At 65.1% G+C, this 22,777-nt stretch carries 18 protein-coding genes; 5 read left to right on the top strand and 13 right to left on the bottom strand.

Translation table 11 applies throughout. The features are described 5' to 3' along the window. Positions 1-301: 301 nt before the first annotated feature. Positions 302-1,216 (bottom strand): phosphoribosylaminoimidazolesuccinocarboxamide synthase, encoded by a 915-nt coding sequence (locus ACPPVR_RS00090; RefSeq protein ID WP_426612290.1) that lies wholly within the window; start codon positions 1,214-1,216, stop codon positions 302-304. A 63-nt stretch (positions 1,217-1,279) separates the two neighbouring features. Then, positions 1,280-2,197 (bottom strand): pirin family protein, encoded by a 918-nt coding sequence (locus ACPPVR_RS00085; protein ID WP_426612289.1) that lies wholly within the window; start codon positions 2,195-2,197, stop codon positions 1,280-1,282. Positions 2,198-2,261: 64 nt separating this feature from the next. Between ACPPVR_RS00085 and ACPPVR_RS00080 the strand changes: the two genes are divergently transcribed. From ACPPVR_RS00080 to ACPPVR_RS00070, 3 genes are all read left to right on the top strand, one after another. Then, positions 2,262-2,834 (top strand): GNAT family N-acetyltransferase, encoded by a 573-nt coding sequence (locus ACPPVR_RS00080; RefSeq protein WP_426612288.1) that lies wholly within the window; start codon positions 2,262-2,264, stop codon positions 2,832-2,834. A gap of 52 nt (positions 2,835-2,886) precedes the next feature. Beyond that, positions 2,887-3,948, top strand: coding sequence for a helix-turn-helix domain-containing protein (locus ACPPVR_RS00075; protein WP_426612287.1), 1,062 nt, complete (start codon positions 2,887-2,889; stop codon positions 3,946-3,948). Positions 3,949-4,093: 145 nt separating this feature from the next. Beyond that, complete coding sequence (locus tag ACPPVR_RS00070; protein ID WP_426612286.1) at positions 4,094-5,521, top strand: serine hydrolase domain-containing protein; 1,428 nt, start codon at positions 4,094-4,096, stop codon at positions 5,519-5,521. A 4-nt stretch (positions 5,522-5,525) separates the two neighbouring features. On the opposite strand, the gene ACPPVR_RS00065 is transcribed toward ACPPVR_RS00070, so the two are convergent. Next, positions 5,526-6,896 carry an MmgE/PrpD family protein gene (locus ACPPVR_RS00065; RefSeq protein WP_426612285.1) on the bottom strand — a complete coding sequence of 457 codons (1,371 nt, stop codon included), beginning with the start codon at positions 6,894-6,896 and terminating at the stop codon, positions 5,526-5,528. A gap of 123 nt (positions 6,897-7,019) precedes the next feature. On the opposite strand from ACPPVR_RS00065, the gene ACPPVR_RS00060 reads away from it, so the two are divergent. Then, positions 7,020-8,135: an FUSC family protein gene (locus ACPPVR_RS00060; RefSeq protein WP_426612284.1), complete on the top strand. Its 1,116-nt coding sequence runs from the start codon at positions 7,020-7,022 to the stop codon at positions 8,133-8,135. A gap of 72 nt (positions 8,136-8,207) precedes the next feature. Then, complete coding sequence (locus tag ACPPVR_RS00055; protein ID WP_426612283.1) at positions 8,208-8,621, top strand: barstar family protein; 414 nt, start codon at positions 8,208-8,210, stop codon at positions 8,619-8,621. 31 nt (positions 8,622-8,652) lie between these two features. On the opposite strand, the gene ACPPVR_RS00050 is transcribed toward ACPPVR_RS00055, so the two are convergent. The 10 genes from ACPPVR_RS00050 to dnaA form a co-directional block, all read right to left on the bottom strand. Then, positions 8,653-9,303, bottom strand: coding sequence for a 2-hydroxychromene-2-carboxylate isomerase (locus ACPPVR_RS00050; protein WP_426612282.1), 651 nt, complete (start codon positions 9,301-9,303; stop codon positions 8,653-8,655). Beyond that, a complete protein-coding gene (locus ACPPVR_RS00045; RefSeq protein ID WP_426612281.1) occupies positions 9,300-9,788 on the bottom strand; it encodes a DUF2867 domain-containing protein in 489 nt (162 codons plus the stop codon). Before ACPPVR_RS00045 ends, ACPPVR_RS00050 begins: the two co-directional genes overlap by 4 nt. Beyond that, positions 9,785-11,164: an MATE family efflux transporter gene (locus tag ACPPVR_RS00040; RefSeq protein ID WP_426612280.1), complete on the bottom strand. Its 1,380-nt coding sequence runs from the start codon at positions 11,162-11,164 to the stop codon at positions 9,785-9,787. Before ACPPVR_RS00040 ends, ACPPVR_RS00045 begins: the two co-directional genes overlap by 4 nt. A gap of 228 nt (positions 11,165-11,392) precedes the next feature. Continuing rightward, the gene (gene murA, locus ACPPVR_RS00035) at positions 11,393-12,688 is read right to left on the bottom strand and encodes a UDP-N-acetylglucosamine 1-carboxyvinyltransferase (RefSeq protein WP_426612279.1); all 1,296 of its coding nucleotides are present in this window, start codon (positions 12,686-12,688) and stop codon (positions 11,393-11,395) included. A 129-nt stretch (positions 12,689-12,817) separates the two neighbouring features. After that, entirely contained in the window at positions 12,818-15,253 is a 2,436-nt protein-coding gene (gene gyrB, locus ACPPVR_RS00030; RefSeq protein ID WP_426612278.1) for a DNA topoisomerase (ATP-hydrolyzing) subunit B, read from the bottom strand. A 282-nt stretch (positions 15,254-15,535) separates the two neighbouring features. Beyond that, on the bottom strand, positions 15,536-17,731 hold the full coding sequence (locus tag ACPPVR_RS00025; RefSeq protein ID WP_426612277.1) for a hypothetical protein: 2,196 nt from the start codon (positions 17,729-17,731) through the stop codon (positions 15,536-15,538). 105 nt (positions 17,732-17,836) lie between these two features. Next, positions 17,837-18,580 (bottom strand): hypothetical protein, encoded by a 744-nt coding sequence (locus tag ACPPVR_RS00020; protein ID WP_426612276.1) that lies wholly within the window; start codon positions 18,578-18,580, stop codon positions 17,837-17,839. A gap of 120 nt (positions 18,581-18,700) precedes the next feature. Then, on the bottom strand, positions 18,701-19,837 hold the full coding sequence (recF, locus tag ACPPVR_RS00015) for a DNA replication/repair protein RecF (protein ID WP_426612275.1): 1,137 nt from the start codon (positions 19,835-19,837) through the stop codon (positions 18,701-18,703). Positions 19,838-19,999: 162 nt separating this feature from the next. After that, positions 20,000-21,118, bottom strand: coding sequence for a DNA polymerase III subunit beta (gene dnaN, locus ACPPVR_RS00010; RefSeq protein WP_426612274.1), 1,119 nt, complete (start codon positions 21,116-21,118; stop codon positions 20,000-20,002). A 249-nt stretch (positions 21,119-21,367) separates the two neighbouring features. Continuing rightward, positions 21,368-22,777, bottom strand: a complete 1,410-nt coding sequence (gene dnaA, locus ACPPVR_RS00005) for a chromosomal replication initiator protein DnaA (RefSeq protein WP_426612273.1) — start codon at positions 22,775-22,777, stop codon at positions 21,368-21,370.

Here is a 22,777-nt window from a genome sequence, read left to right as displayed (position 1 = left end):
CCCTGACACTCGCTCATGAGAATTCCCGCCCGAGAGGTAGACGACTGCGAGCCTAGTGCAACAGGATTCTTGCAACTATGAGATAGCCGACAGTTTCGCGCATCCGGTGAGGATGCGGGTCATGGCGTGTGAATGGGCAATCATAGGACGGATGGGATGGAGCCAGGTCGACAGTGCCAGAGGGGTGCAGCAGTCCCTCCGCGTCATTGCGAGCGTAGCGAAGCAATCCAGAGTCTTTCCGTGGCGGCAGTCTGGATTGCTTCGCTACGCTCGCAATGACGGAGCAGGTGCGACAGTTAGGCTAGATCTTCAGCTCCGTCCCCGTCACCCGCCGATACGCTTCCAGATACCTTTTGCTGGTCGCCTCCACCACGCTTGCCGGCAGCGGCGGCGGCGGGGCGTCGCCGTTCCAGCGGCCAGCGTGGCGTTCGACGTCGAGATAGTCGCGCAAGGGCTGTTTGTCGAAACTCGCCTGCGGCTGGCCGGGATTGTAGGCATCCACCGCCCAGAAGCGAGAGGAGTCCGGCGTCATAACCTCGTCGATCAGGATGATGCGGCCGTCTCTGTCGCGGCCAAACTCGAACTTGGTGTCCGCGATGATGATGCCCTGCTTGCGGGCAAGCTCCTCGCCGAGCGTGTAGACCGCGCGCGTCATGCTCTCGAGCGTGTAGGCTGTCTCGTCGCCGACGACTTCGCGCATCCGTGCGATCGTGATGTTCTCGTCATGGCCGGTCTCGGCCTTGGTCGCCGGGCTGAAGATCGCGGGTTCGAGTTTTTCGCTCTCGACCAGGCCGGCCTTCAGCTTCTCGCCGGCGAGCGTGCCGGAGCCAGCATATTCCTTCCAGGCCGAACCGGAGAGATAGCCGCGGATCACGCATTCGATCGGAAACACGGTGGTGCGGCGGGACAGCATGGCGCGGCCGAGAATCTCGGCGCGATGAGCTTTAAGTGCCGGCACGGCCGCGATGATCTCGTCGGCGTCGGCGCTGATCATGTGATGCGGCACCACGCCTCCGAGCTCCCGGAACCAGAACGCGCTCACTTGCGTCAGCACCGCGCCCTTCATCGGGATGGTCTCGCCCATCACGACGTCGAAGGCGCTGATGCGATCGGTGGTGAGAAGCAGCAGGCGGTCGTCGTCGACGGCGTAGATATCGCGCACCTTGCCGCGCCCGATCTTGGGCAGCGGCAGGTCGCTGGAGAGCATGGTGGTCATCGGCAAAGCTTTCGAGCAAAACGTCCAGCCGCACCGGACAGCGCGACCGGACACCGGATTAGCCTATTCCGGCAGCGGAATGAACTCATGTTCCTGCGGAACCGCCGCGAAGCGACCGGTTTTCCAGTCCTGCTTGGCCTGCTCGATCCGCTCCTTGCTGGAGGAGACGAAATTCCACCAGATGTGGCGAGGGCCTTCCAAGGCATCGCCACCGAGAAACATCATCCGCGTGGCTTTGAGCGCCTTCACGGTGATGCGGTCGCCGGGGCGGAAGATCAGCAGCCGTGGCCCCTCGTAGTGCTCGCCCGCGATCTCGACCTCGCCGTCGACGACATAAATCGCGCGCTCCTCGTGATCGGGGTCGAGTGGCACGGTCGCGCCCGCCCCGGCCGTGACCTCGGTGTAGAACCAGGGCGACACCATCGAGACCGGCGAGGTGATGCCGAAGGCTGAGCCCGCAATCACCTTCGCGGTGAAGTCCCGCTCGGAAATCATCGGCAGGTCGCCGGCGCCGTAGTGCTGGAACGACGGCGCGATCTCTTCCGATCCGGCCGGAAGCGCGATCCAGCTTTGCAGGCCCAGCATCTTCTGCCCCGATGCGCGCTGCACATCCGGCGTGCGCTCGGAATGCGCGATGCCGCGCCCCGCGGTCATCAAATTCATCGCGCCGGGCTGGATCTCCTGGATGTTGCCCTCGCTGTCGCGATGCATGATCGCGCCGTCAAAGAGATAGGTGACAGTGGCGAGCCCGATATGCGGATGCGGCCGCACGTCCATGCCCTTGCCGGAGACGAACTGCACCGGCCCGAAATGATCGAAGAAGATGAAGGGCCCGACCATCTGCCGCTTGCCATGCGGCAGCGCGCGCCGCACCGCAAATCCATCGCCGAGATCGCGCGTGCGCGGCACGATGACGAGATCGAGCGCGTCGCAGGACATGGGATCGCCGAGCACGGGATCGTTGGACGGTTGCCAGCTCATGGTGGACTCCTGTTTCTTGCTGGTATGATCGTAGCAGAACAAATTTGGGAACGGGAGATGACAGATGATTCCGCCACTCAAGCCTGGCGCCAGGCTGCTTGAGGTCACGGGCCCCAAAATCGAGACGGAACGCCTGATTTTGCGCCCGTGGTGCGCACGCGACATCGCGCCCAATTCCGTCATGTTGAGCGACCCCGGCACCGCGCGTTTCATTGCAGCGGACGGCAAGCCGGTCACCACCGAAATCGCGGGCTGGCGTAACGCTGCCGTGATCTCTGGGCACTGGGCGCTTTATGGCTTCGGCATGTTCGTGGTCGAGGAAAAGTCGAGCGGACATTATGTCGGGCGGGTCGGCCCGTGGTGTCCGCCGGGCTGGCCCGGCTTCGAGGTCGGCTGGGGCATCGCAAAAGAGTTTCGCGGCAAGGGCTATGCGGTGGAAGCAGCCCGCGCATCGATTGATTGGGCGTTCGACAGTTTTGAGGTCGACGAGATCATGCATTGTATCGAGAGCACGAATGCACCATCGCAGGCCGTCGCTCGTAGCCTGGGTGCCCGGAGGGATCGCGAGATCGAGCTGTTCGGCAAGCCTGCCGACGCCTGGATCACGACGCGGGCTTCGTGGAAGCGACAAAATTGAATCGATGTCTGATCTGGCGTAAATTCGCGACACGGACGATCGGACCGACTGGATGCTGCTGACCAATCTCGAACTCGCATTTCGTGCCGCGTCCGTCGCGCTGTTGCTGATGCTGGCGGCGTCACTGCTGTCGGACTTTCGCAATGTGCTCGCAGCCCGCCTCGGCGCCGCCTTCGCACTGGGCTCGGCCGTGCATGCGGCGAGCTATTCATTGGATGTCACGTCACGGATCCCGCTCTGGCATGCACCGCTGATCGCGTTGTCGACCGGCGACATCGTGGTGTTCTGGCTGTTCACACGCTCCCTGTTCGACGACGAGTTTCGCCTCCGCTGGTGGCACGGATCGGTCTGGGTGCTGGTGATGGCCTTAAGCTTCGCAGGCTGCGTCTGGATTGCACCCAGCGGCCATGTGCGGTTCTCGGTGACGGTGGTCAATCTGATCGTGCTCGGGTTCATCGCGCTTGCGGTCGGGCAGATGATCGCCTCCTGGCCGACCGACCTGGTCGAGCGCCGCCGCCGCGTTCGCGTCTTCATCGTCTGCGTAGTCGCGCTCTATGGCGGGCTGAACGCGGTGCTCCAGATCGCCGTCGCCGGCCTCCACGTCGGCGATGTCGCCGAAACCATCAATGCCGGCGTGCTCGCCTGCACCGTCGCGGCGATCGTCTATGCCATGATGCGCGTTGACGGGGCGGATCTGTTTCCGGCCGCCGCGGAGCCCGCACCGCCGGTTGCTTTCAGTCAGCCTGCGGCCGATGACGCCGCCGATCAAAAATTCATCGACGCCCTGATGCGCCTGATGACGGACGAGCGAGTCTATCGCCACGAGAACATCACCATCGGCGTGCTGGCGGGCCGGCTGAAGATCCCCGAATACCGGCTGCGCCGGCTGATCAACCAGCGGCTCGGCTATCGCAACTTCAATGTGTTCCTGAACAACCACCGGATCGAGGAGGCCAAGGCCGCACTCGCCGATCCCACTCAGGCCGAAGTCCCCGTCATCACCATCGCGATGGACGCGGGCTTCCAGTCGCTCGGCCCGTTCAACCGCGCCTTCAAGGCGGTGACTGGTGTGACGCCGACGGAGTACCGGCGGCTCAAGGCCGATGCAGCCTAGATTTTTAGGCCATTGAAATCACATAGGAATTCTGGAATCGGCTAGTCCCGATCAGTTTCGATAAGGTCAGTTTTCAAATCCGGCGAGCGCGCATTGCCCGCATCCCGCTTGTTCTCCGGCACACGCCCAAGCCCGGAGAAAGCCCGTGACCCGTCGCCGTAAGATCGTCCTCCTCACCACTACCATCGCTTGCGCCGGCCTCGCATTCGGTGCGGCGCGGGCGCGTGACGTGCCCAAGGTTGCCACCGGCTTCATCGCCCACATGCTCTGCTCGGAGACGTTCGTCTCGGGCCTCGATCCCCAGCGCAACCTCGCCGAGACCACCGACGCGATGCCGGGTACCGGCCTCCTGACCTGGGCGATGAATTTGCAGATCGATCGCGCTCGTAAGGATGTCACGGTCTCGCTGTTCGGCATCGGCCGCAGCCATGCCGTCTATCGCGAGGGGCTCGGCTGCACGCTTGAGCACGGCCAAGGGATCGCCGACGTCGCTTTGCCGCCTGACGACAAGCAGCCCGCGCTGCTCCCCGAGATCGCCGGCCCGGGGATCGTGCCGCCGCAAAGCGAGGGCCTGGCAGCCGCGCTCGACCGCGCCTTCGCCGAGCCCGAGCAGCCGCCTTATCGCCGCACCCGCGCGATCGTCGTCATGAAGGCCGGCCGCATCATCGCCGAGCGCTACGCCGACGGTGTCGGGCCGGAGACGCAGCTGCTCGGTTTCTCCATGACGAAGTCGGTGATTTCAGCGCTGACAGGCATCCTCGTGCGCCAGGGCAAGTTGAAGCTCGACGGGCCCGCGCCGGTTGCGGCCTGGCAAAATCCCGATGATCCGCACCATGCCATCACCGTCGATCAGTTGCTGCGTCACACCGCAGGCATTGCGCTCGGAAGCTCGTTGCAGGCTTCGCTCGGTTCGGTGATCGAGCCGGTCAATGCCATGAAATACGTCGAGGACGACATGGCGACCTTCGCCGAAAGCGTACCGCTTGCAACCGCGCCCGGCACGGTCTGGAATTATCACGACGGCAATTTCGTCATTCTCTCGCAATTGATCAAGAACGCCGCTGGCGGCGAGCCCGAAGATGCGCTGCGCTTCGCGCGCCGCGAGTTGTTTGCACCGCTCGGTATGAACCACGTCACGCTGCAGCCCGACGGCGCCGGCACGATCGAGGGCTCCGGCGAAATGCTGGCCTCCGCGCGTGACTGGGCGCGCTTCGGCCAGCTTTATCTCAATGACGGAATCGCCGGCGGCAAGCGGATCCTGCCCGAAGGTTGGGTGAACTATTCCGCGACGGCTACGCCGAATGCCTGGGTCGGGATCGGTGCCGGCTTCTGGACCAACCAGGCCGGCAGCTTTGGCGCGAAGTTTCGCATCGAACACGGTTGGCCGCGCGATGCCTTCTTCGCCAAGGGCACGATCGGGCAATATGCGATCATCATTCCCTCGGAGCGCCTCGTGATCGTACGCCTCGGCCGCTCGCCGAACGCGCCGCCGGAAGCCGATGGCGTGTTCGATCTGGTGCGTGATGTCGTGGCGACAACGCGCGAGAAGGGGAAGCTGGCGGGGGCGAACTAGGTGCCTACTGCCGCCCCAGTTCCGTCGCCTTGGCCACGCGATCGAACCGCTCCAGCGTCATGATCGCATCAGCGAATTTGTCGGCCCGCGCATTCAGCACGGGCCGTGCCAGCGTCAGGAACTTCTGCTGCATCGCCTGCGCATCCGGGAACGAGGCCGGCTCTCCGGAAGGATCGGCGTAAAGCCGTTCGTGCACGCCGTCGTCGGTGGTGATGCTGACGCGCGCGCCGAACGGGTGGGTGCGGCCGACTTCGAGGCGGTCGTCCTGCACCACGTCGAACTTGTCGGCGAGCGCGTCGATCGCCGCATCGCCGAGACGGCTGTAATCGTCCCAGCCAAATGAGCCCTGGTCGAGCGCGAGCGCGCCGGTGAAGAACATCGAGAACTGGCCGCCGACGATCGAGGTGGGATGCCGCTTGGTCGCGGCATCGCCGGTCAGCGTGATGCCGTTGCGATGCAGCCCGATCTCGACGCGCTTGACCTGGTCGGGCGTGAGATTGTGCTCGCGCCGCATCGCGATGAGCGCGTCGATCGCTGCATGGGTGTAGCGGCAGCTCGGATATGGTTTGACGCCGATCTTCATCGTCTCATAGCTGTTGCCGAGTCCGGCCACCGCCTTGTCGGGATGCGCGTCATCGGTGTAGCCGGCGAGCAAGCCATGCTTGCCTTCGATTGATTCCGTCGCGCCGACGAAATCGTTGCGCGCCAAGGTCGCCGCAATCACGCCGTTCATCGCGGCAGCGCCAACCTGGTAACGCTTGTTCCAGGCGCCGTTCATCAGGAATTGCAGCGAGCCCGCGGCCTGGCTGCCGGCGACGCCGAAAGCTGAGATGATCTGCGTCTCGGAGAGGCCGAACAGCTTGCCCGCCGCCGCCGCCGCGCCGTAGGTGCCGGCGGTGGCAGTGGGATGGAAGCCGCGCGCATAATGCGAGGTCGGGTCGAGCGCGTTGCCGAGCCGGCAGCAGACCTCATAGCCCGCGACGATCGCGGTCAGCACGTCGCGCCCGGAGGCGCCGACCATCTCGCCGACGGCAAACGCGGCCGGAACCACCGGCGCGCTCGGATGCAGCGAGGAATCCGCATGGGTATCGTCGAAGTCGAGGGAGTGGCCGAGTGCACCATTGAGGAGGGCCGCCACCGCCGGCGTCCAGGTCTTGCTGTCGCCGAACACGGTAGACTCGCCCCTGGTGTCGAGCGCCAGCGCCTCGAGCATCTTCAGCAGCGAGGGGGTCGATTCCGCCTCGCTGCGGGCGCGGATGGCGCTGCCGAGGAAATCCAGCGTCAGCACCTTGGCGCGATCCAGCACCTCCGCCGGAATATCGGCGAATTTCAGGTTGGCGACATAGGCGGCGAGCGTTGCGGTTTCGTGGGCCATCGTGTTTCCTCGTTTTGGCCGGCAAGTTAGGCGGGCTGATTTGGCCTTTCAAGCGGCCTTGGGGCCGCGGGCATCAGCTATGCTTTGGGTCGGTTGACGAAGATTGGACCGGGACGATTGACGATGGCACTCGCAAGACAGCTGTTCGACCGGGTCTGGTCGCGAAAGACGCAATTGGGGCTGGCGGTCCGGGTCACGGTAGCGGCCACCGCGGCCTATGCACTTGCCACCGCTCTGCACCTTTTGTTGCCGCTCTGGGCCGTCCTCACCTCCATCATCGTGACCCAGATGAGCGTCGGCCGCTCGCTGAAGGCGACACGCGACTACATGATCGGCACGATCGGCGGCGCGATCTATGGTGGCGCTATCGCAATCCTGATCCCCTATTCCGGCGAACTGGGGCTTCTGGGCTTGCTGGTGCTGGCCGTGGCGCCGCTCGCCTTTGTCGCAGCCATCTATCCGAACCTGAGCTCTGCAACGGTGACGGCCGTGATCGTGCTGGTGCTTCCGAGCATGCATCATGCCGATCCCATGGCCTCGGCGATCGACCGCGTCAGCGAGGTCTCGGTCGGCGCCATCACGGGATTGCTGGTCTCCTTCCTGGTGCTGCCGTCGCGCGCGGTCCAGCAGATCCGCGCCAGCGCGGCAAAACTGCTCGAACTGATCGCGGACGCCTTCACCGAATTGCTCGCGGGTCTCACGCGCGGCCGCGACAACGATGCATTGCATCGGATTCAGGACGGCATTGGCACCGCAATGGTGGGCATGAATGCAATCGGTGCCGAAGCCGAACGCGAGCGCTCCGCGCGGTTATCGGGTGGGCCTGATACGGGCCCGCTCTTGCGCACGATCTTGCGGCTGCGCCACGACGTCGTGATGATTGGCCGCGCCACGGTAGTGCCGCTACCGGCCGAAGTGCAAGTCAGGCTCGCGGCACCCCTTGCAGAGGTGAGCGCGGCAATCGTGCGCTTCCTGAAGTCGGCGGCCGAAGCCATCCGCGAGGGTGCCGGCGCGCCGCCGATCCATCCCGTTCACGTCGCACTTCAGCATTACGCCGAGGCGGTCGCGGCTGTCCGCCAGGACGGCCTGATCCGTGGCCATCCCGGCGACACCGCGGAGCGCTTCTTCGCGCTCGGCTTCTCGCTGGAGCAGATGCACCAGAATCTCTGCGACCTCGATCGCGTCGCCGGTGAATGGTCGGAGGCTACGTCCGATAGGCCGGTGAAGATCGCGGAGTGAGTCGTGGGCTCGTATTCGTGAGCATCGGCGTCTCATCGCCGGTTGATTGAGCTAAAGGATTAGCGCTGCGCCATGATCGTCTCGAAGCAAGAGCTGCGCATTGATGGGGCGGAGTTTTCGACGCTGGAGGAGTTTTACGACCAAGTTTGCCTTCGTATTATTCCAGGTGCCGAGTGGGGTAGAAATCTCGACGCATTCAACGACATTCTAAGGGGCGGTTTCGGGACCCCGGCTGAAGGCTTCGTTTTTTGCTGGGACAACCACGAAATCTCGAAGCAAAATCTCGGATATGACGAGACTATTCGCCAGTTGCAAAAAAGGCTGAAGCGCTGTCACCCGTCCAACATACCTTCAGTCGAAAACTATCTGGCCGAGGCGTTGAGACACGAAGGGCCTACCGTATTTGACTGGCTTGTAGGAATAATCCGGTGTCATTGCCCCGGCGGCAGCGAAGCAACTGATGGCATCGAACTCATTCTTCGATGACTACCGCTCCGCGAACTCGTAAGCGCGCGGCCTAGCGCTTCGTCAGTCCCTTGCCCTGCATGCGCCAGACCAGGAGATCGATGCGGTCCTGGCCGAAGAACGGCTCGTTCTCGAACACAAAAGTCGGCACGCCCCAATGGCCGGCCGCCGCGTGGTCTTTCTCGTTCTCCGTGATCACCTGCTCGTAGCGGTCGGCGTCTGCGCTGATCCCGGCATCCATCGCAGCGAGATCGAAGCCGGCCTTCTCGGCGGCGCGCGCCAGGTGATCGCCCTGGTCCCAGCCCGCCACCGATCCGTCCCACATCACGCGCGCGATCGCATAAGTGAATGCGAGCGAGCGGCCTTCGAGCTGTGCCATGGCGCCCAAGCGGGTCAGGCGGTGGATGTAGGGCTGCTCGGCTGCGACATCGAGCGTCGTCATGTCCTGCACGATCGGATCCGGCCGCGGAAAGCGGAACGGAATGCCCGCGTGCTCGGCGACGCGGCGGCTGTCGAGCACGATGTAGCGCGCGAATTGCGGACTGGCCTTCTTGAAGAAGCCGGGCACGCGGACCGCGATGGGATAGACCGGCCGCAGATTCACCGCGAGATCGTATTCTTCGACCAGCTTCAGTGTCCTCGGCAGCGCCAGATAGGAGTAGGGGCTGCGAAAGGAAAAGAAGAGGTCGACCGACAGCGTCATCGCGCCGGCTCCGCGATGTCTCCCATCATGCTGCGGGCCACGAGCTTGTGGAACGGTACGATCAGTGTGAGATAGGCCCGCCCAAGCAGATTGTTGGTCCGCACCAACGTGGTCAATGTCACCCGCCGGTCAGCCGCATCGCCGGCGACCTCGACCACGACGCGGAAATCGAGATGGTGGTCGTCAAATCCGGCGATCAGCCGGTCCGGTGTTTCGCTCAGCACTGGAAACAAGCCGATCATCCCGTACGGGGCCGGAGCACCTTCGCCCGACGTCTTCAGTCCGAGGGGTTTCACCAGGATGTTACGCAAGCGCGTCAGCGCATCGATCCAGCGTGGCCCGTGCACCACCATTCGGGTGCAGGCCTCGCGGGCGCTCAATTGCGTCGCGCCGACCTCTACACGAAAGGCATCAATGAACTGCGCGCCTGATAGCACCGCGCCGGCATCAACATTGGGGCTGATTTCGCGAACTGGTCCTGTCATCCCGCGATCTTGCGCGTCAACATCCCAAAGCGCAAGATCAAGAGGCCGGCATAGACGAACGAACCGATCGACAGCCCGATCCAGACGCCGACCGCGCCGAGATGGGCGTGGAACGCAAGCATCCAGGCGATCGGAAAGGCGACGCACCAATAGCCGATGGCGGCGAACACCAGTGTCATCCTGGTGTCATTGAGGCCGCGCAGCGCCCCGCCGATGATGGTCTGGAGGCCGTCGGCGATGAAGAAGGTCGCGCCAACGAGGAGAAGGGTCGCGGTCAGCTCGACTGTGGCCGCGCTGGCCTCGCCGCTGCCGAAGAACAGCCGCCCCAGCGCGTAGCGGCCGAGAACAATGGCGATGGTCAGGGCCGAGACGAACGCAATCCCGAGCACGCCCGCGACGAGGCCGGCGCGCCGCACGGAAGCGGGCTCGTTGCGGCCGACGGCGTGGCCGACCCGCACCGTCGCCGCCATGCCGATGCCGAGCGGGACCATGAACAGCACGGCGGTGACCTGGAGCGCGATCTGGTGCGCAGCAAGGGCGGTGGTCGAGATCAGCCCCATCAAGAGTGCCGCCGAGGAGAACAGGCCGTATTCCATCAGCATCGCAAACGAGATCGGCGCGCCGAGCGCAACAAGTTCGCGCAGCAGCGGCCAGTCGATCCGCCAGAGATAAGCGAGCGGGCGATATCCGGAAAACGGCTTTCGCCATGCGATGATGGCGAGCGCGGCAACGAAAGTGCCGAAATTGACCAGCGTGGTCGCCAGGCCCGCGCCGAGCAGACCGAGCTCCGGCATCCCGAACAGGCCGTACATCAGAACGTAGACCAGCGCGCCATTGGCGGGGATCGCCGCGAGCGTGATCCACAGCGGCGCCTGCGGCCGGTTCATCGCGCTCATCAGGCCGCGCAGCGCGACGAAGCCGAGCGCCGGCGCGATGCCCCAGGCCAGCCCGTTGAGATAATGCTGGGCGAGCTGGGCCGAATGCGGCGCCTGCCCGAGCGCCAGTAAAATTTGCTCGCCATAGAGCGGCGAGGCCATCATCGGCAGCGAGATCAGCAGTGCGACCCACAGGCCGACGCGCAGGGAGCTGCGCATGCGCCTGACGTCGCCGGCGCCAAACGCCTGCGCGGCCAGCGGCGACACCGCGACGACGAGACCGAGCCCGAAGGTGAAGCTGACGAAATAGACGGTGTGCGCAAGTGCCGCGGCTGCGACCGCGTCTTCACCGAGCCGGCCGATCAGCGCGAGATCGGTGGTCATCATCGCCATCTGCCCGAGCTGCGTCAGCATCATCGGCACGGCCAGCCGCAACGTCTCGACGAATTCATCGGCGAGATGGTTTGGCGGCTGCGGATGAGGTCGCACGGTGTCGAGCATGGCCCGGCTTTCTTACCCTCTCCCCTTGTTGTGGGAGAGGGTGGCTCGCCGCGGAGCGGCGAGACGGGTGAGGGGTTCTCTCCGCGAGTTCGTCTTCGAGTTTGGGCGCGCGGAGAGAACCCCTCATCCGGCGCCATAGCCGATGCAAAGCATCGGCGTTTCTAAGGACGGCGGCCGCAGGCCGCCTATGCCACCTTCTCCCACAAGGGGAGAAGGGAAGAAAGCGCGTCAGCCCTTCCGCTCGGGCACGCGCCGGATCTTCGCGCCCAGCGCGTTCAGCCGTTCGTCGATGCGCTCGTAGCCGCGCTCGATCTGGTCGGCGTTGTTGATGGTCGAGGTGCCCTCGGCGCACACCGCCGCGAGCAGCATCGCCATGCCGGCGCGGATGTCGGGCGAGATCATCGATGCGCCGCGCAAGCGGCTCGGGCCTGCGATGATGGCGCGATGAGGATCGCAGAGCACGATACGCGCGCCCATCGCGATCAGCTTGTCGACGAAGAACATCCGCGATTCGAACATCTTCTCGAACATCAGGATGACGCCCTCGCATTGCGTGGCGGTGACGATCGCGATCGACATCAGATCGGCCGGGAAGGCCGGCCAGGGCTGGTCCTCGAGCTTCGGCACGTGGCCGCCGAAATCATCCTGGATCTTCAGCGTCTGGTTCGAGGGCACGATCAGATCATCGCCCTCGACGCGGCAGACGATGCCGAGTCGCTCGAAACCCATGCGGATCGAGCGCAGATGCTCGACGCCGGCACGCACGATGCGGAGCGGCGAGCGCGTCACGGCCGCAAGCCCGATCAGCGAGCCGACCTCGATATGGTCGGGCTGGATCGAGTAGGTCGCCCCGCCCAGCGTCGCCGGGCCATGGACGATCATGGTGTTGGTGCCGATGCCTTCGATCCTGGCGCCGAGTGCGACCAGAAAATTGGCGAGGTCCTGCACATGCGGCTCGGAGGCCGCGTTGCGCAAATAGGTGACGCCGTCGGCGGCGACCGCCGCGACCAGCGCGTTCTCGGTCGCGGTGACGCTCGGCTCGTCCAGGAACACGTCGGCGCCGGTGAGCTTTGAGGCGCGGAATTCGAGCCGGTCGGTGGCGGTGACCTTGGCGCCCAACTGTTCCAGCGCCAGCATGTGCGTGTCGAGCCGCCGCCGGCCGATCACGTCGCCGCCGGGCGGTGGCAGCATCACCTCGCCGCAGCGGGCGAGCAGAGGGCCTGCGAGCAGGATCGAGGCGCGGATGCGGACGCAGAGGTCGGGGTCGAGATCGGCGGCGCGGATGCTCTTGGCGTGAATGACGAGCGTATTGCGGGCGCTCCATTCGGCCGACGCGCCGACCGAGCGGATCAGCTCGACCAGCGTCTCGGTGTCGCGGATGCGCGGCACGTTCTGGAGCGTTACCGGGTGCTCGGTGAGCAGGGCGGCTGCGATGATCGGCAGCGCCGAATTCTTGTTGCCGGACGGCTCGATCGAGCCCGAGAGCCGGTGACCGCCCTCGACGAGATATTGGATGGGCGCCACTGAGATCTCTCCGTCCTGTTGCGGTTGGGGCGGGCTGCTTCGGAGGCGGAAACTATAGGGAATTGCGGGCGAATTCAATTTGCCGTTGCCGGCAGGCGGGGCGCTGAGCTCCGCCTGTCCGACCGAACCCTAGATATCGATCGTCGCGCTCAGCGAGTGCTCCTGGATGAAGTCGCGGCGCGGTTCGACCACGTCGCCCATCAGCTTGGTGAAGATGTCGTCGGCCTCGTCGACCTCCTTGACCTTCACCTGCAGCAGCGAGCGCACATTGATATCCAGCGTCGTTTCCCAGAGCTGCTCCGGGTTCATCTCGCCCAGCCCTTTGTAGCGCTGCAGCGTGATGCCCTTGCGGCCGGCGTCGGTGACCGCATCGAACAGGTCGACCGGGCCGTAGACCATGTGCTCGACGTCCTTGCGCCGCAGCTTGCCGGGGCGGGCATAAACGTCCTGGAGCTTGGTCGTGTACTCGTCGAGCCGGCGCGCCTCGACCGACCCCAGGAAAGCATCGTCGATGACGGCTGCTTCCTTGACGCCGCGCACTGTACGCTCGAACTGGAAGCCCTGGCCTTCCACATACTGGCCGACCCAGCCGCGCTCGACCTCCTCGGCTTGGCTGTCCAGCCGTCCCGCGATGTATTGCGCGGCGGCAGCAGCTTTCTCGGGATCGCCGTAGATCGCCTTGTTCAGCACCCCGGTGATGGCGGCCTGCTCGATCACCTTGCGGTTATAGCGGCTGTGCAGATTGCGCAGGATGCTGCGGACGGTTCGAGCGTCGTCGACCAGCGAACGCAGATCGCGGCCGGTGCGATCGCCGCCGTTGCCGGGAATGTAGACGCAGTCGTCGAGCCCGGTGTCGATCAGATAATCTTCCAGCGCGCGCTCGTCCTTCAGGTACTGCTCGGACTTGCCGCGGCTGACCTTATACAGCGGCGGCTGGGCGATATAGAGATAGCCGCCGTCGATGATCTCGCGCATCTGCCGGTAGAAGAACGTCAGCAGCAGCGTACGGATGTGAGCGCCGTCGACGTCGGCGTCCGTCATCACGATGATCTTGTGATAGCGCAGCTTCTCGATCGAGAACTCGTCGCTGATGCCGGTGCCGAGCGCGGTGATCAGCGTGCCGATCTGCTCGCTTCCCAGCATCTTGTCGGGGCGGACGCGTTCGACGTTGAGGATCTTGCCGCGCAGCGGCAGCACCGCCTGGAATTCGCGGTTGCGGCCCTGCTTGGCGCTGCCGCCTGCCGAGTCACCCTCGACGATGAACAGCTCGGATTTCGCCGGGTCCTTTTCCTGGCAGTCGGCGAGCTTGCCGGGCAGCGAGGAGACCGAGAGCGGGCTCTTGCGCGTCAGCTCGCGTGCCTTTCGCGCAGCTTCGCGCGCGGCGGCCGCCTGGATCACCTTGCCGACGATCATCTTGGCTTCAGAGGGGTGCTCCTCGAACCAGGCCTGGAGCGCCTCGTTCAAGACGTTCTCGACCACGGGGCGCACTTCCGAGGACACCAGCTTGTCCTTGGTCTGCGACGAGAATTTTGGATCGGGCACCTTCACCGACAGCACGGCGGTGAGGCCTTCGCGGCAATCGTCGCCGGTCAGCGCGATCTTTTCCTTCTTCGCGTTGGCCTCGGCATAACCGTTGACCTGGCGCGTCAGCGCGCCGCGGAAGCCGGCCAGATGCGTGCCGCCGTCACGCTGCGGGATGTTGTTGGTGAAGCACAGCACGTTCTCGTGGTAGCTGTCGTTCCACCACAACGCGGCCTCGACACCGATTCCGTTCAGCTCCGCGCGCACCATGATCGGCGCCGGCACGAGCGCCTTCTTGTTGCGGTCGAGATATTTGACGAACTCCTCGACGCCGCCGGAATAGTGCATCTCCTCGCGCTTCTCGACCGCGTGACGCATGTCGGAGAGGGCGATGTTAACGCCGGAGTTGAGGAACGCGAGCTCGCGCAGGCGGTGCTCGAGGGTGGCGAAATCATACTCGATGTTCTTGAACGTGTCGCTCGAGGCCTGGAACGTCACCTCGGTGCCGCGCCTGCCCGGCGCGTCGCCGACGACCTTCAGCGGAGCGACGGCATCGCCATGGGCGAATTCGATGGAGTGCTCCTTGTTGTCACGCCAGATGCGAAGCGTGAGCTTGCTCGACAGCGCGTTGACGACGGAGACGCCGACGCCGTGCAGGCCGCCGGAGACCTTGTAGGAATTCTGGTCGAATTTGCCGCCGGCATGGAGCTGGGTCATGATGACCTCGGCAGCCGAGATGCCTTCGCCCTTGTGGATGTCGACGGGAATGCCGCGGCCGTCGTCGCGCACGGTGACGGAATTGTCGGCGTTGAGCACGACATCGACCCGCGTGGCATGACCCGCGAGCGCTTCGTCGATAGCGTTGTCGACGACCTCGTAGACCATGTGATGCAGGCCCGACCCGTCGTCGGTGTCGCCGATATACATGCCCGGGCGCTTGCGGACGGCGTCGAGACCCTTGAGCACACGGATCGATTCCGCCCCGTAATCGCTTGGATTTGAGGGCTCGTTTTCGGCAGGCGTCTGCCGAGCAGGTTCTGTCATGAGAGGCCTTCGAGATGTCGCCCGAATCAGCCGCGCAAAAGGCGCTGATTTGCAGGCTATTTGTGCCATGAAAGACAGATTGCGCCTAGCGCAAAGTATCTTCCGGCAACCCTTTGAGTAGATAGGGTTTTTCGGCCGGTTTTCAAGGCGTTTGAAGGCCGATTTCTGGCACCGGAAAAAGCGCGATTCGAGCGCTTGTTTCGATGCCGCAAAGGCGTGAATTTTGCGGGGGCGCAGAGAGTGTTCCGAGGCGCCGCAGGCGCCCCGGAACGGCTCATCGGCTCAGTACATCTGGATCGGCAGCACCTCGCCGGTCGGCCCCACCATGAGGCCCCAGGCATCGCCCGCAGCGATCTCGATGGTGTCGTTGCGAGCAGGACGGCCTGGCATCTTCAGCGAGTACTGGTACTTGCCCGGCGGCAGATCAAGCGTGGGGCCCTTTGGCGATTGCGGACCGCCCGCGCCGGCCGCAACCTTGATGGTCTGCTTGTTGATCGTCAGCTGTGCGTCCGTGGTGCTCATATTGCCGAGCATCAGCTTGGCCTGACCTGGCTTCGGCATGATGTCCGCCTTGGTCGCGGCGTCCGGGTTCTTCTGCACAAGGCTGACGGATGTCTCGCCATTGGCGCGGCCGAGCTTCAGCGTGGCCGGCCCCTGCGGCGAGGCGAAGGCGAGCTGGACGCGGTCGGCTGATATCGCCGCGCCGTCCGGCTTTTCCTGCCAGCCAAGCCTGGTCAGCTCCGTGCGGTAGAAGGCGAGCACGTCGCTGAGCTCGGCCGGCACGCTGGCGTCGAGCTCGCGGCGGAACGGGGCTTCGATGCCAGGCAGCTTTGCTGTGCCAAGCGAGGTCGAGCTGTGCTGCTTCGGCACCGGCAGGGCGGACTCCGCATCCGCCTCCAGCGGCCCGGCCGATGTGGCCGAAGCGCCGGCCTGATCGCTACTCGAAGGCTTGCCGTTGCTCGAAGGCTTGCCGCTGGACGCAGGCTTGGCGGCAGCCATCACCAGACCCGATCCGTCGGCGCTGACATTCACCTTCGGCCCCATCTGCATCACGGTCATCGAGATCGTCTTGCTGCCCTTGGCGAACTCCAGCACGGCCATGTTCGGCTGGTTGATGACCGAGGGCTGCTCCTTCCAGCCCGCCTGCTTCAGCGACGCGCGGTAGAAGGCAGCAATCGCCTTGACGCTGGAGGTGGAGTTGAATTCGAGCCGGCCGTCGTCGCTGTCGAAATTCACCTCCTGCGCATTCTCCGGCAGCGGCAGCGGCGTGTTGCTGCCGGCCTGCGCCTGCAACGGCGAATCGGACAAGGTGGCGGCTTGTGACTTGCGCCGGGCTTCGTCGGCGGCGATGACCTGTTTCGCCATCGCCTCGGCGTCCTGCATGAACTTGTCGTCGGCGTCCTTCTTGGCCCTGGCGCGGGCGGCAAGCACGGCCTCCTTCACCTGCGCGGTCAAGGTAACCATCGTGAAATCGTATTTGCGGCCGAGATGCAGCACGCCGGTTTCCTCGGGCGAGGAGAATTTGACCGCGGCTTCATCGCCGGGGGCAAGCGCTGCATTTCCCTCTTCCGTCCAGCCACGCGCCGCGAACTCGCGATGATAGAACGCGAGCACGGCGGGCAGATCGGCAAGGGCGGCGACCGTGACCTCGTGCGTGGCGGCGCGGGCGTTGCTCTTGCCCGAGGCTGATTTGTACGGTTTCGGCGCCGGCAGGCCGGACATCTCCTCTGACTGAAGATCGGTCGGCAGCGCGAAGGGCGCGATCCTGATCTCGACATTGGTCCGCCCGTCGTCACGGCGGGTCAGCGTCAGCATCACCGGCTTCTGCTTGTAGAACTGCGTCGAGTCGCCATCGGGATGGTCGTAGAAGGCGCGGATGCCGTTCGGCACGGTCGCGGTCAGGTCCGCGTTCGGCCAGATTGCGGCTGTCTCGGGCGTCAGCTTGCGCCAGCCGATCGCGGCCATTTCCCTGGTGTAGAAATTCACCGTCGCATCGAAAGCGGCCGGCGCGATGCAGCCGAGATAGGGGCGGGTCTCGTCGAACACGAGATCGATCGCGCCCTCAGGAAATGGCACATTCGAATAGATGCGGTCCGGGCTGTAATAGACCACGGATTGATCGGGCCGGCCGAGGCCCTGCGTGAACGAGACGGAAAGTCCCTGCCGTCCCTTCTTGAAGGCGAGAGTGGTGTTGGTCTCGTCGAGCGGGCGGACATAGGGCACCCAGCCGTCGGCGCTGAGCATCTTCTTCGCGGCAGCGGCGGTCGCCGCGACCACGGTCGGCACGCCATACTGCATCCGGTTGGGATCTGCGCGCGAATTATCCTCGATCGCGCCTTGCAGCTTTGGCAGCGTGTGCACGTCCACGATGCCCTCGTCAGCCTGTGCCGTGATCGGGCAACTCGTCAGCAGGAAGAGACCGCACACAAGCAGCCGCCAGTGTGCCGGGACCTGCGTCCCGCGCTCGATCGTCGACATCGGCAAAACTCCTGGATTTCGCGCGGGTTTTCCCGCGCGCGTTTGCGGGCTGCGACACCGTCGGCGCGGCCCTAGACAGCTAGTCGCGGCGGGAACCGGGCAGGTTCAATACAGCTGGAGCGGCGACCAGGCGTCTCCGTCGCGCCCGACCGTGAGCTCCCAGGTATCGCCAGCGGTGAAGTTAAGGATGTTCGTGGTAGCTGGATGGCCGGGCACGCTCAATTGGTAGGAATACCGGCCGGGCGGCAGATCCAGCGCGACCGCGTGGGCGCCGGTGGCGCGCTTGATGGTCCGCTCGTTGATCTCGAGCACGGCTTCCGTCTCGCTGATATTGCTGAACACCAGCATCGCCTGGCCGGGCTCGGGCATGACGTTCGCCCTGGTCGCGGCATCCTGATTCCGCTGCACCAGATTGACCGAGGTGCTGCTGTCCTTGCGGCCGAGCTCCAGCATAGCCGGCCCCAGCGGGGAGATGAAGGCGAGCTGGACGTGATCGGCGGCGACCACCGCGCCATCGGTCTTTTCCTGCCAGCCGAGCTTTCCGAGCTCCGTGCGGTAGAAGGCGAGAACGTCGCGGAGCTCTGCGGGCACGGTGGCTTCGAGCTCGATGCGGAGCGGCGCTTCGATGCCGAGCATCATGGTGGTGTGGATGCCTCTGAAGCTGTAACGGGTCGGCGCGGGCAGCTTGGCATCGGGATCCGGCGCGAGCGCGGACGAAAACAGCGGCGACAGATATGGCACCCAGTCGCTGGCGGTTGCCGCGAGCATACAGCATGCGAGGAAGACGAGGCCGCACGCAAACGCCCGCCATCGTGCCGGAGTTTTTGCTCCGAGCCCTACCGTCCGCATTGTCACTCTCCAGGGAAATCACGCGTCATGTCATGCGCGATTGCAAAACGGCTGCGACACCGTCGGTGCGGCCTCAGAGAGCTAGTCGCGGGGAGAATAAGGCAGGTTCAATGGCGGCGGTCAGCGCCGGGCCGACACTTGCCCGCTCTCGACGTCAAACACCTCGCCGCAGGCGCCGATCTCGGTGAAGGCGGCCGGGTCGGCGCCGGTCAGCCACACCTGCGCGCCGAGCTTGCGCAGCTCCTCGAACAGCGCCGTTCGCCGGTTGGGATCGAGATGCGCGACGACCTCGTCGAGCAGCAGCAGCGGCACGATGCCGGTCATCTCGGCGACGAGCGTCGCATGCGCCAGCACGAGGCCAATCAGTAGCGCCTTCTGCTCGCCGGTCGAGGCATCGCGCGCCGGCATGCTTTTCGGTGCGTAGATCACCTGGAGGTCGGTGAGATGTGGGCCGTCGGTGGTGCGTCCGGCAATGGCGTCGCGCGGACGGTTGTCGCGCAGGATCTGGCGGTAGCGGTCTTCGACCGCCGTGGCGGTCTCGGTGAGCAGCGCGTTCTCCATCCAGCCATCCAGCGCGATCTGCGCCGACGGAAAGGCGGAAGCCTGCGCGCGCGCATTGAGCATGCCGGTCAGCCGCGCCGCGGTCTGGCCGCGCGTCGCGGCAACCGCGACCGCAAGCTCGGCGGTCTCGCGCTCGATCGCGTCACACCAATGGTCGTCGTAATTGCGCGTCTCGAGCAGGCGGTTGCGCGAGCGCAGGGAACGTTCAAGCGCCGAGATGCGGCTGGAATGCTCGCTGTCGATCGCAAGCACCAGGCGGTCGAAGAAGCGCCGCCGTTCGGAGGCGCCTCCCATGAACAGCCCGTCCATCGCCGGCGTCAGCCACACCATGCGGATGTGGTCGCCGAAGGCGGTGGCCGAATTGACCGGCTCGCGGTCGATGCGGCAGCGCCGGCTCACCGCGGTGTCGGGGCGCGGAGCGTCGATGCCGGTGCCGAGCGTGCCAAGCCCCAGCGCGCCCTCGACCTGCGCGGACACGGCCCAGGAGCCGTCGCCCTGATTGTCGGCCACGTCTTCCAGCGTCGCGCGTCGCAGGCCGCGGCCCGGCGACAGGAACGAGATCGCCTCGATGCAATTGGTCTTGCCCGCCCCGTTCGGCCCGACCAGCGCCACCATGTCAGCCGCCGTCTCGAGCCCCGCCGCCCGATAATTGCGAAAATGCGTCAGCGTCAGGCGATGAATGCGGGAGGGGGTCATGGAAATCCGCTTTTCGTCATGCCCGGCCTTGTGCCGGGCATCCACGTTCTTGGCTCAAAGACGTGGATGGCCGGGACATAGGCGAGCGAAGCGACGCCGTCCCTCGGACGGCTACGCCCGGCCATGACGGATGTAGTCAATGTGTGGAGAGGCCGGTAGCCCTCACACCCGCATCGGCATCAGCACATACAGCGCGCTCTTGTCGTCCTTGTCCTGCACCAGGGTCGGCGAGCCGGGGTCGGCGAGCTTGAGCGTTGCGACGTCGCCTTCGATCTGGGAGGCGATGTCGAGCAAGTAGCGGGAGTTGAAGCCGATATCGAGGGCGTCGGAGGCGTATTCGACTTCAAGCTCTTCGGTCGCGCTGCCGGAATCCGGGTTGGTCACCGACAGCACCAGCTTGCCCGGCGACAGCGAGAGTTTGACCGCACGGCCTCGCTCGCTGGAGATGGTCGAGACGCGATCGACAGCGTTCTCAAAATCCTTCTTGTCGACCACGAGCTCCTTGTCGTTGCCCTGCGGGATGACGCGGCCGTAGTCGGGGAAGGTGCCGTCGATCAGTTTCGAGGTCAGCACCACATTGCCGATGGTGAAGCGGATCTTGGCCTGCGACAGCTCGATCGTGACCTCGGCCTCATTGTCCTCGATCAGGCGCTGCACCTCGCCGACGGTTTTCCGCGGCACGATGACGCCGGGCATGCCGTCGGCGCCCTTGGGCTGCACCAGATCGAGCTGGGCGAGGCGGTGGCCATCGGTGGCGACGCCGCGCAGGGTCGCGGCCTTGGCGGTGCCGGCGGCGTGCAGATAGATGCCGTTGAGATAATAGCGCGTCTCCTCAGTGGAGATCGCGAACTGGGTGCGGTCGATCAGCCGCTTGACGTCCTTGGCGGCGAGCGAGAACGAATGCGACATGTCGCCGGCGGCGAGATCCGGGAAATCATTTTCCGGCAGTGTCTGCAGCGTGAAGCGCGAGCGGCCGGCGCGGATCGCCAGCACGGCGCGGTCGCCGTCGGCCTCCAGCACGATCTGCGAACCATCCGGCAGCTTGCGCACGATGTCGTAGAACATGTGCGCCGGCACCGTGGTGGAGCCCGCGGTCGCGGTTTCCGCAGGCAGCGTCTCCGTTACCTCGAGGTCGAGGTCGGTCGCCTTCAGCGACAGCTTTGCATTTTCGGCGCGGACCAGCACGTTGCCCAGGATCGGGATCGTGTTGCGGCGCTCGACCACGCGGTGGACATGGCCCAGCGACTTCAGGAGTTGCGCGCGTTCGACCGTAACCTTCATTGCACTACTCGCCCGATCCCCAAGATGAAAAAAGCCGGGCGGCCGAAAAGCCCGCCGCGGCACCGAAGACCCCGAAAGCCGGATCATTCAGCCGATATGACCAAAGCAGCCAGGGTCGCGCAAGGTGGCGCGGAAAGCCATCCGTTTCAAGGGATTGGAAGGTAGTTCCCCACGATTTACCGGCAAAAACGAAGCCGCCGCCCTGGACTGGCCGGGGCGGCGGGAGAGCGGGAATAGGGGCCTGGGCGCTTATTCCTGAAGCTGGCGCTTCAGCGATTCGACCTCTTCGGACAGCGCCGTGTCCTTGTTGACCAGTGCCTCGATCTTGCGCACGGCGTGCAGCACCGTGGTGTGATCGCGCCCGCCGAAGCGGCGCCCGATCTCGGGGAGAGAGCGCAGGGTCAGCGTCTTGGCGAGGTACATCGCGACCTGGCGCGGGCGCACCACATTGGCGGTGCGGCGCGAGGACAGGAGGTCGGAGCGGCTGACATTATACTGCCGCGCCACCACGCGCTGGATGTCCTCGATCTTGATCCGCTTGGGCTCCTGCGGCCGGATCAGGTCGCGAACCTCGTGCTCCGCCATCTCCAGCGTCACTGGCCGGTTGTTGAGTTTCGAGTGCGCAAGCAGCCGGTTGATCGCGCCTTCGAGATCCCTGCCGTTGTGGGTGATAGCGCGGGCCAGATAGGTCAGCACCTCCTCGGGCACCTCGAACGTCGCGTGGTGGGTGCGAGCGGCTGCAACGCGCGACTTGAGGATGCCGTGCCGCAGCTCTTCGCCGAGCGAACCCATCTCGACCACGAGGCCGCCGGCAAGCCGCGAGCGGACGCGGTCATCGAGGCTTTCGAGATCGGACGGCGGACGGTCGGCCGCGATCACGACCTGGCGGCCTGCGTCGATCAGCGCGTTCAGCGTGTGACAGAACTCGGCCTGCGTCGACTTGCCCTGCAAGAACTGTAAATCGTCGATCACGAGCACGTCGATGCCGCGCAGCGCTTCCTTGAAGGCGAGTGCCGTCTGCGTCTTCAGCGCGGCGACGAAGCCGTACATGAATTTTTCCGCGGTCAGGTACAGCACCTTGCGCTCATTGCCGGAATTGCCGGCCCAGGTCACGGCCTGAAGCAGATGCGTCTTGCCGAGGCCAACGCCGGCATGGATGTAGAGCGGGTTGAACATCACGGGATCGCCGCGGCGGCCTTCCGCGACCTGGCGCGCCGCTGCGTGCGCCAGCGTGTTGGAGCGGCCGACGACGAAGCTCGCAAAGGTCAGGCGCGGATCGAGCGGCGAGCCGCCGAGCGCATCGTGATTGGCCGAGACCGGCGCGGTCGCGGTCGAGCGCAGCTCCGGCGCAGGCGCGCGTCGCGCCTCGACCGGTGCGGGCACTTCCTTTTGCACGATCGGGCGCACCGCGGAGCGCACGGTGAGATCGATGCGATGCACTTCCGGCATCTCGGCCTGCCAGCACGACAGCACGCGCTCGGCATAATGGGCCTGGATCCAGCTCTTGAGGAAACGCGTCGGGACCGAGAGCCGCACGCTCTCCTCCTGCACGCCTTCGAGATCCATGCGGGCAAACCAGCTCGTATAGACGTCTTCGCCTACGTTCGAGCGCAGCCGGCTCTTCACGCGTGACCAGCGATCCTGTTCCGATGTGTTCAT

The organism is Bradyrhizobium sp. McL0616 (genome assembly GCF_049993385.1).
Taxonomy (GTDB): domain Bacteria; phylum Pseudomonadota; class Alphaproteobacteria; order Rhizobiales; family Xanthobacteraceae; genus Bradyrhizobium.
Note: the sequence above shows the minus strand (reverse complement) of the source record. Positions and strands in the feature narration are given on the sequence as shown.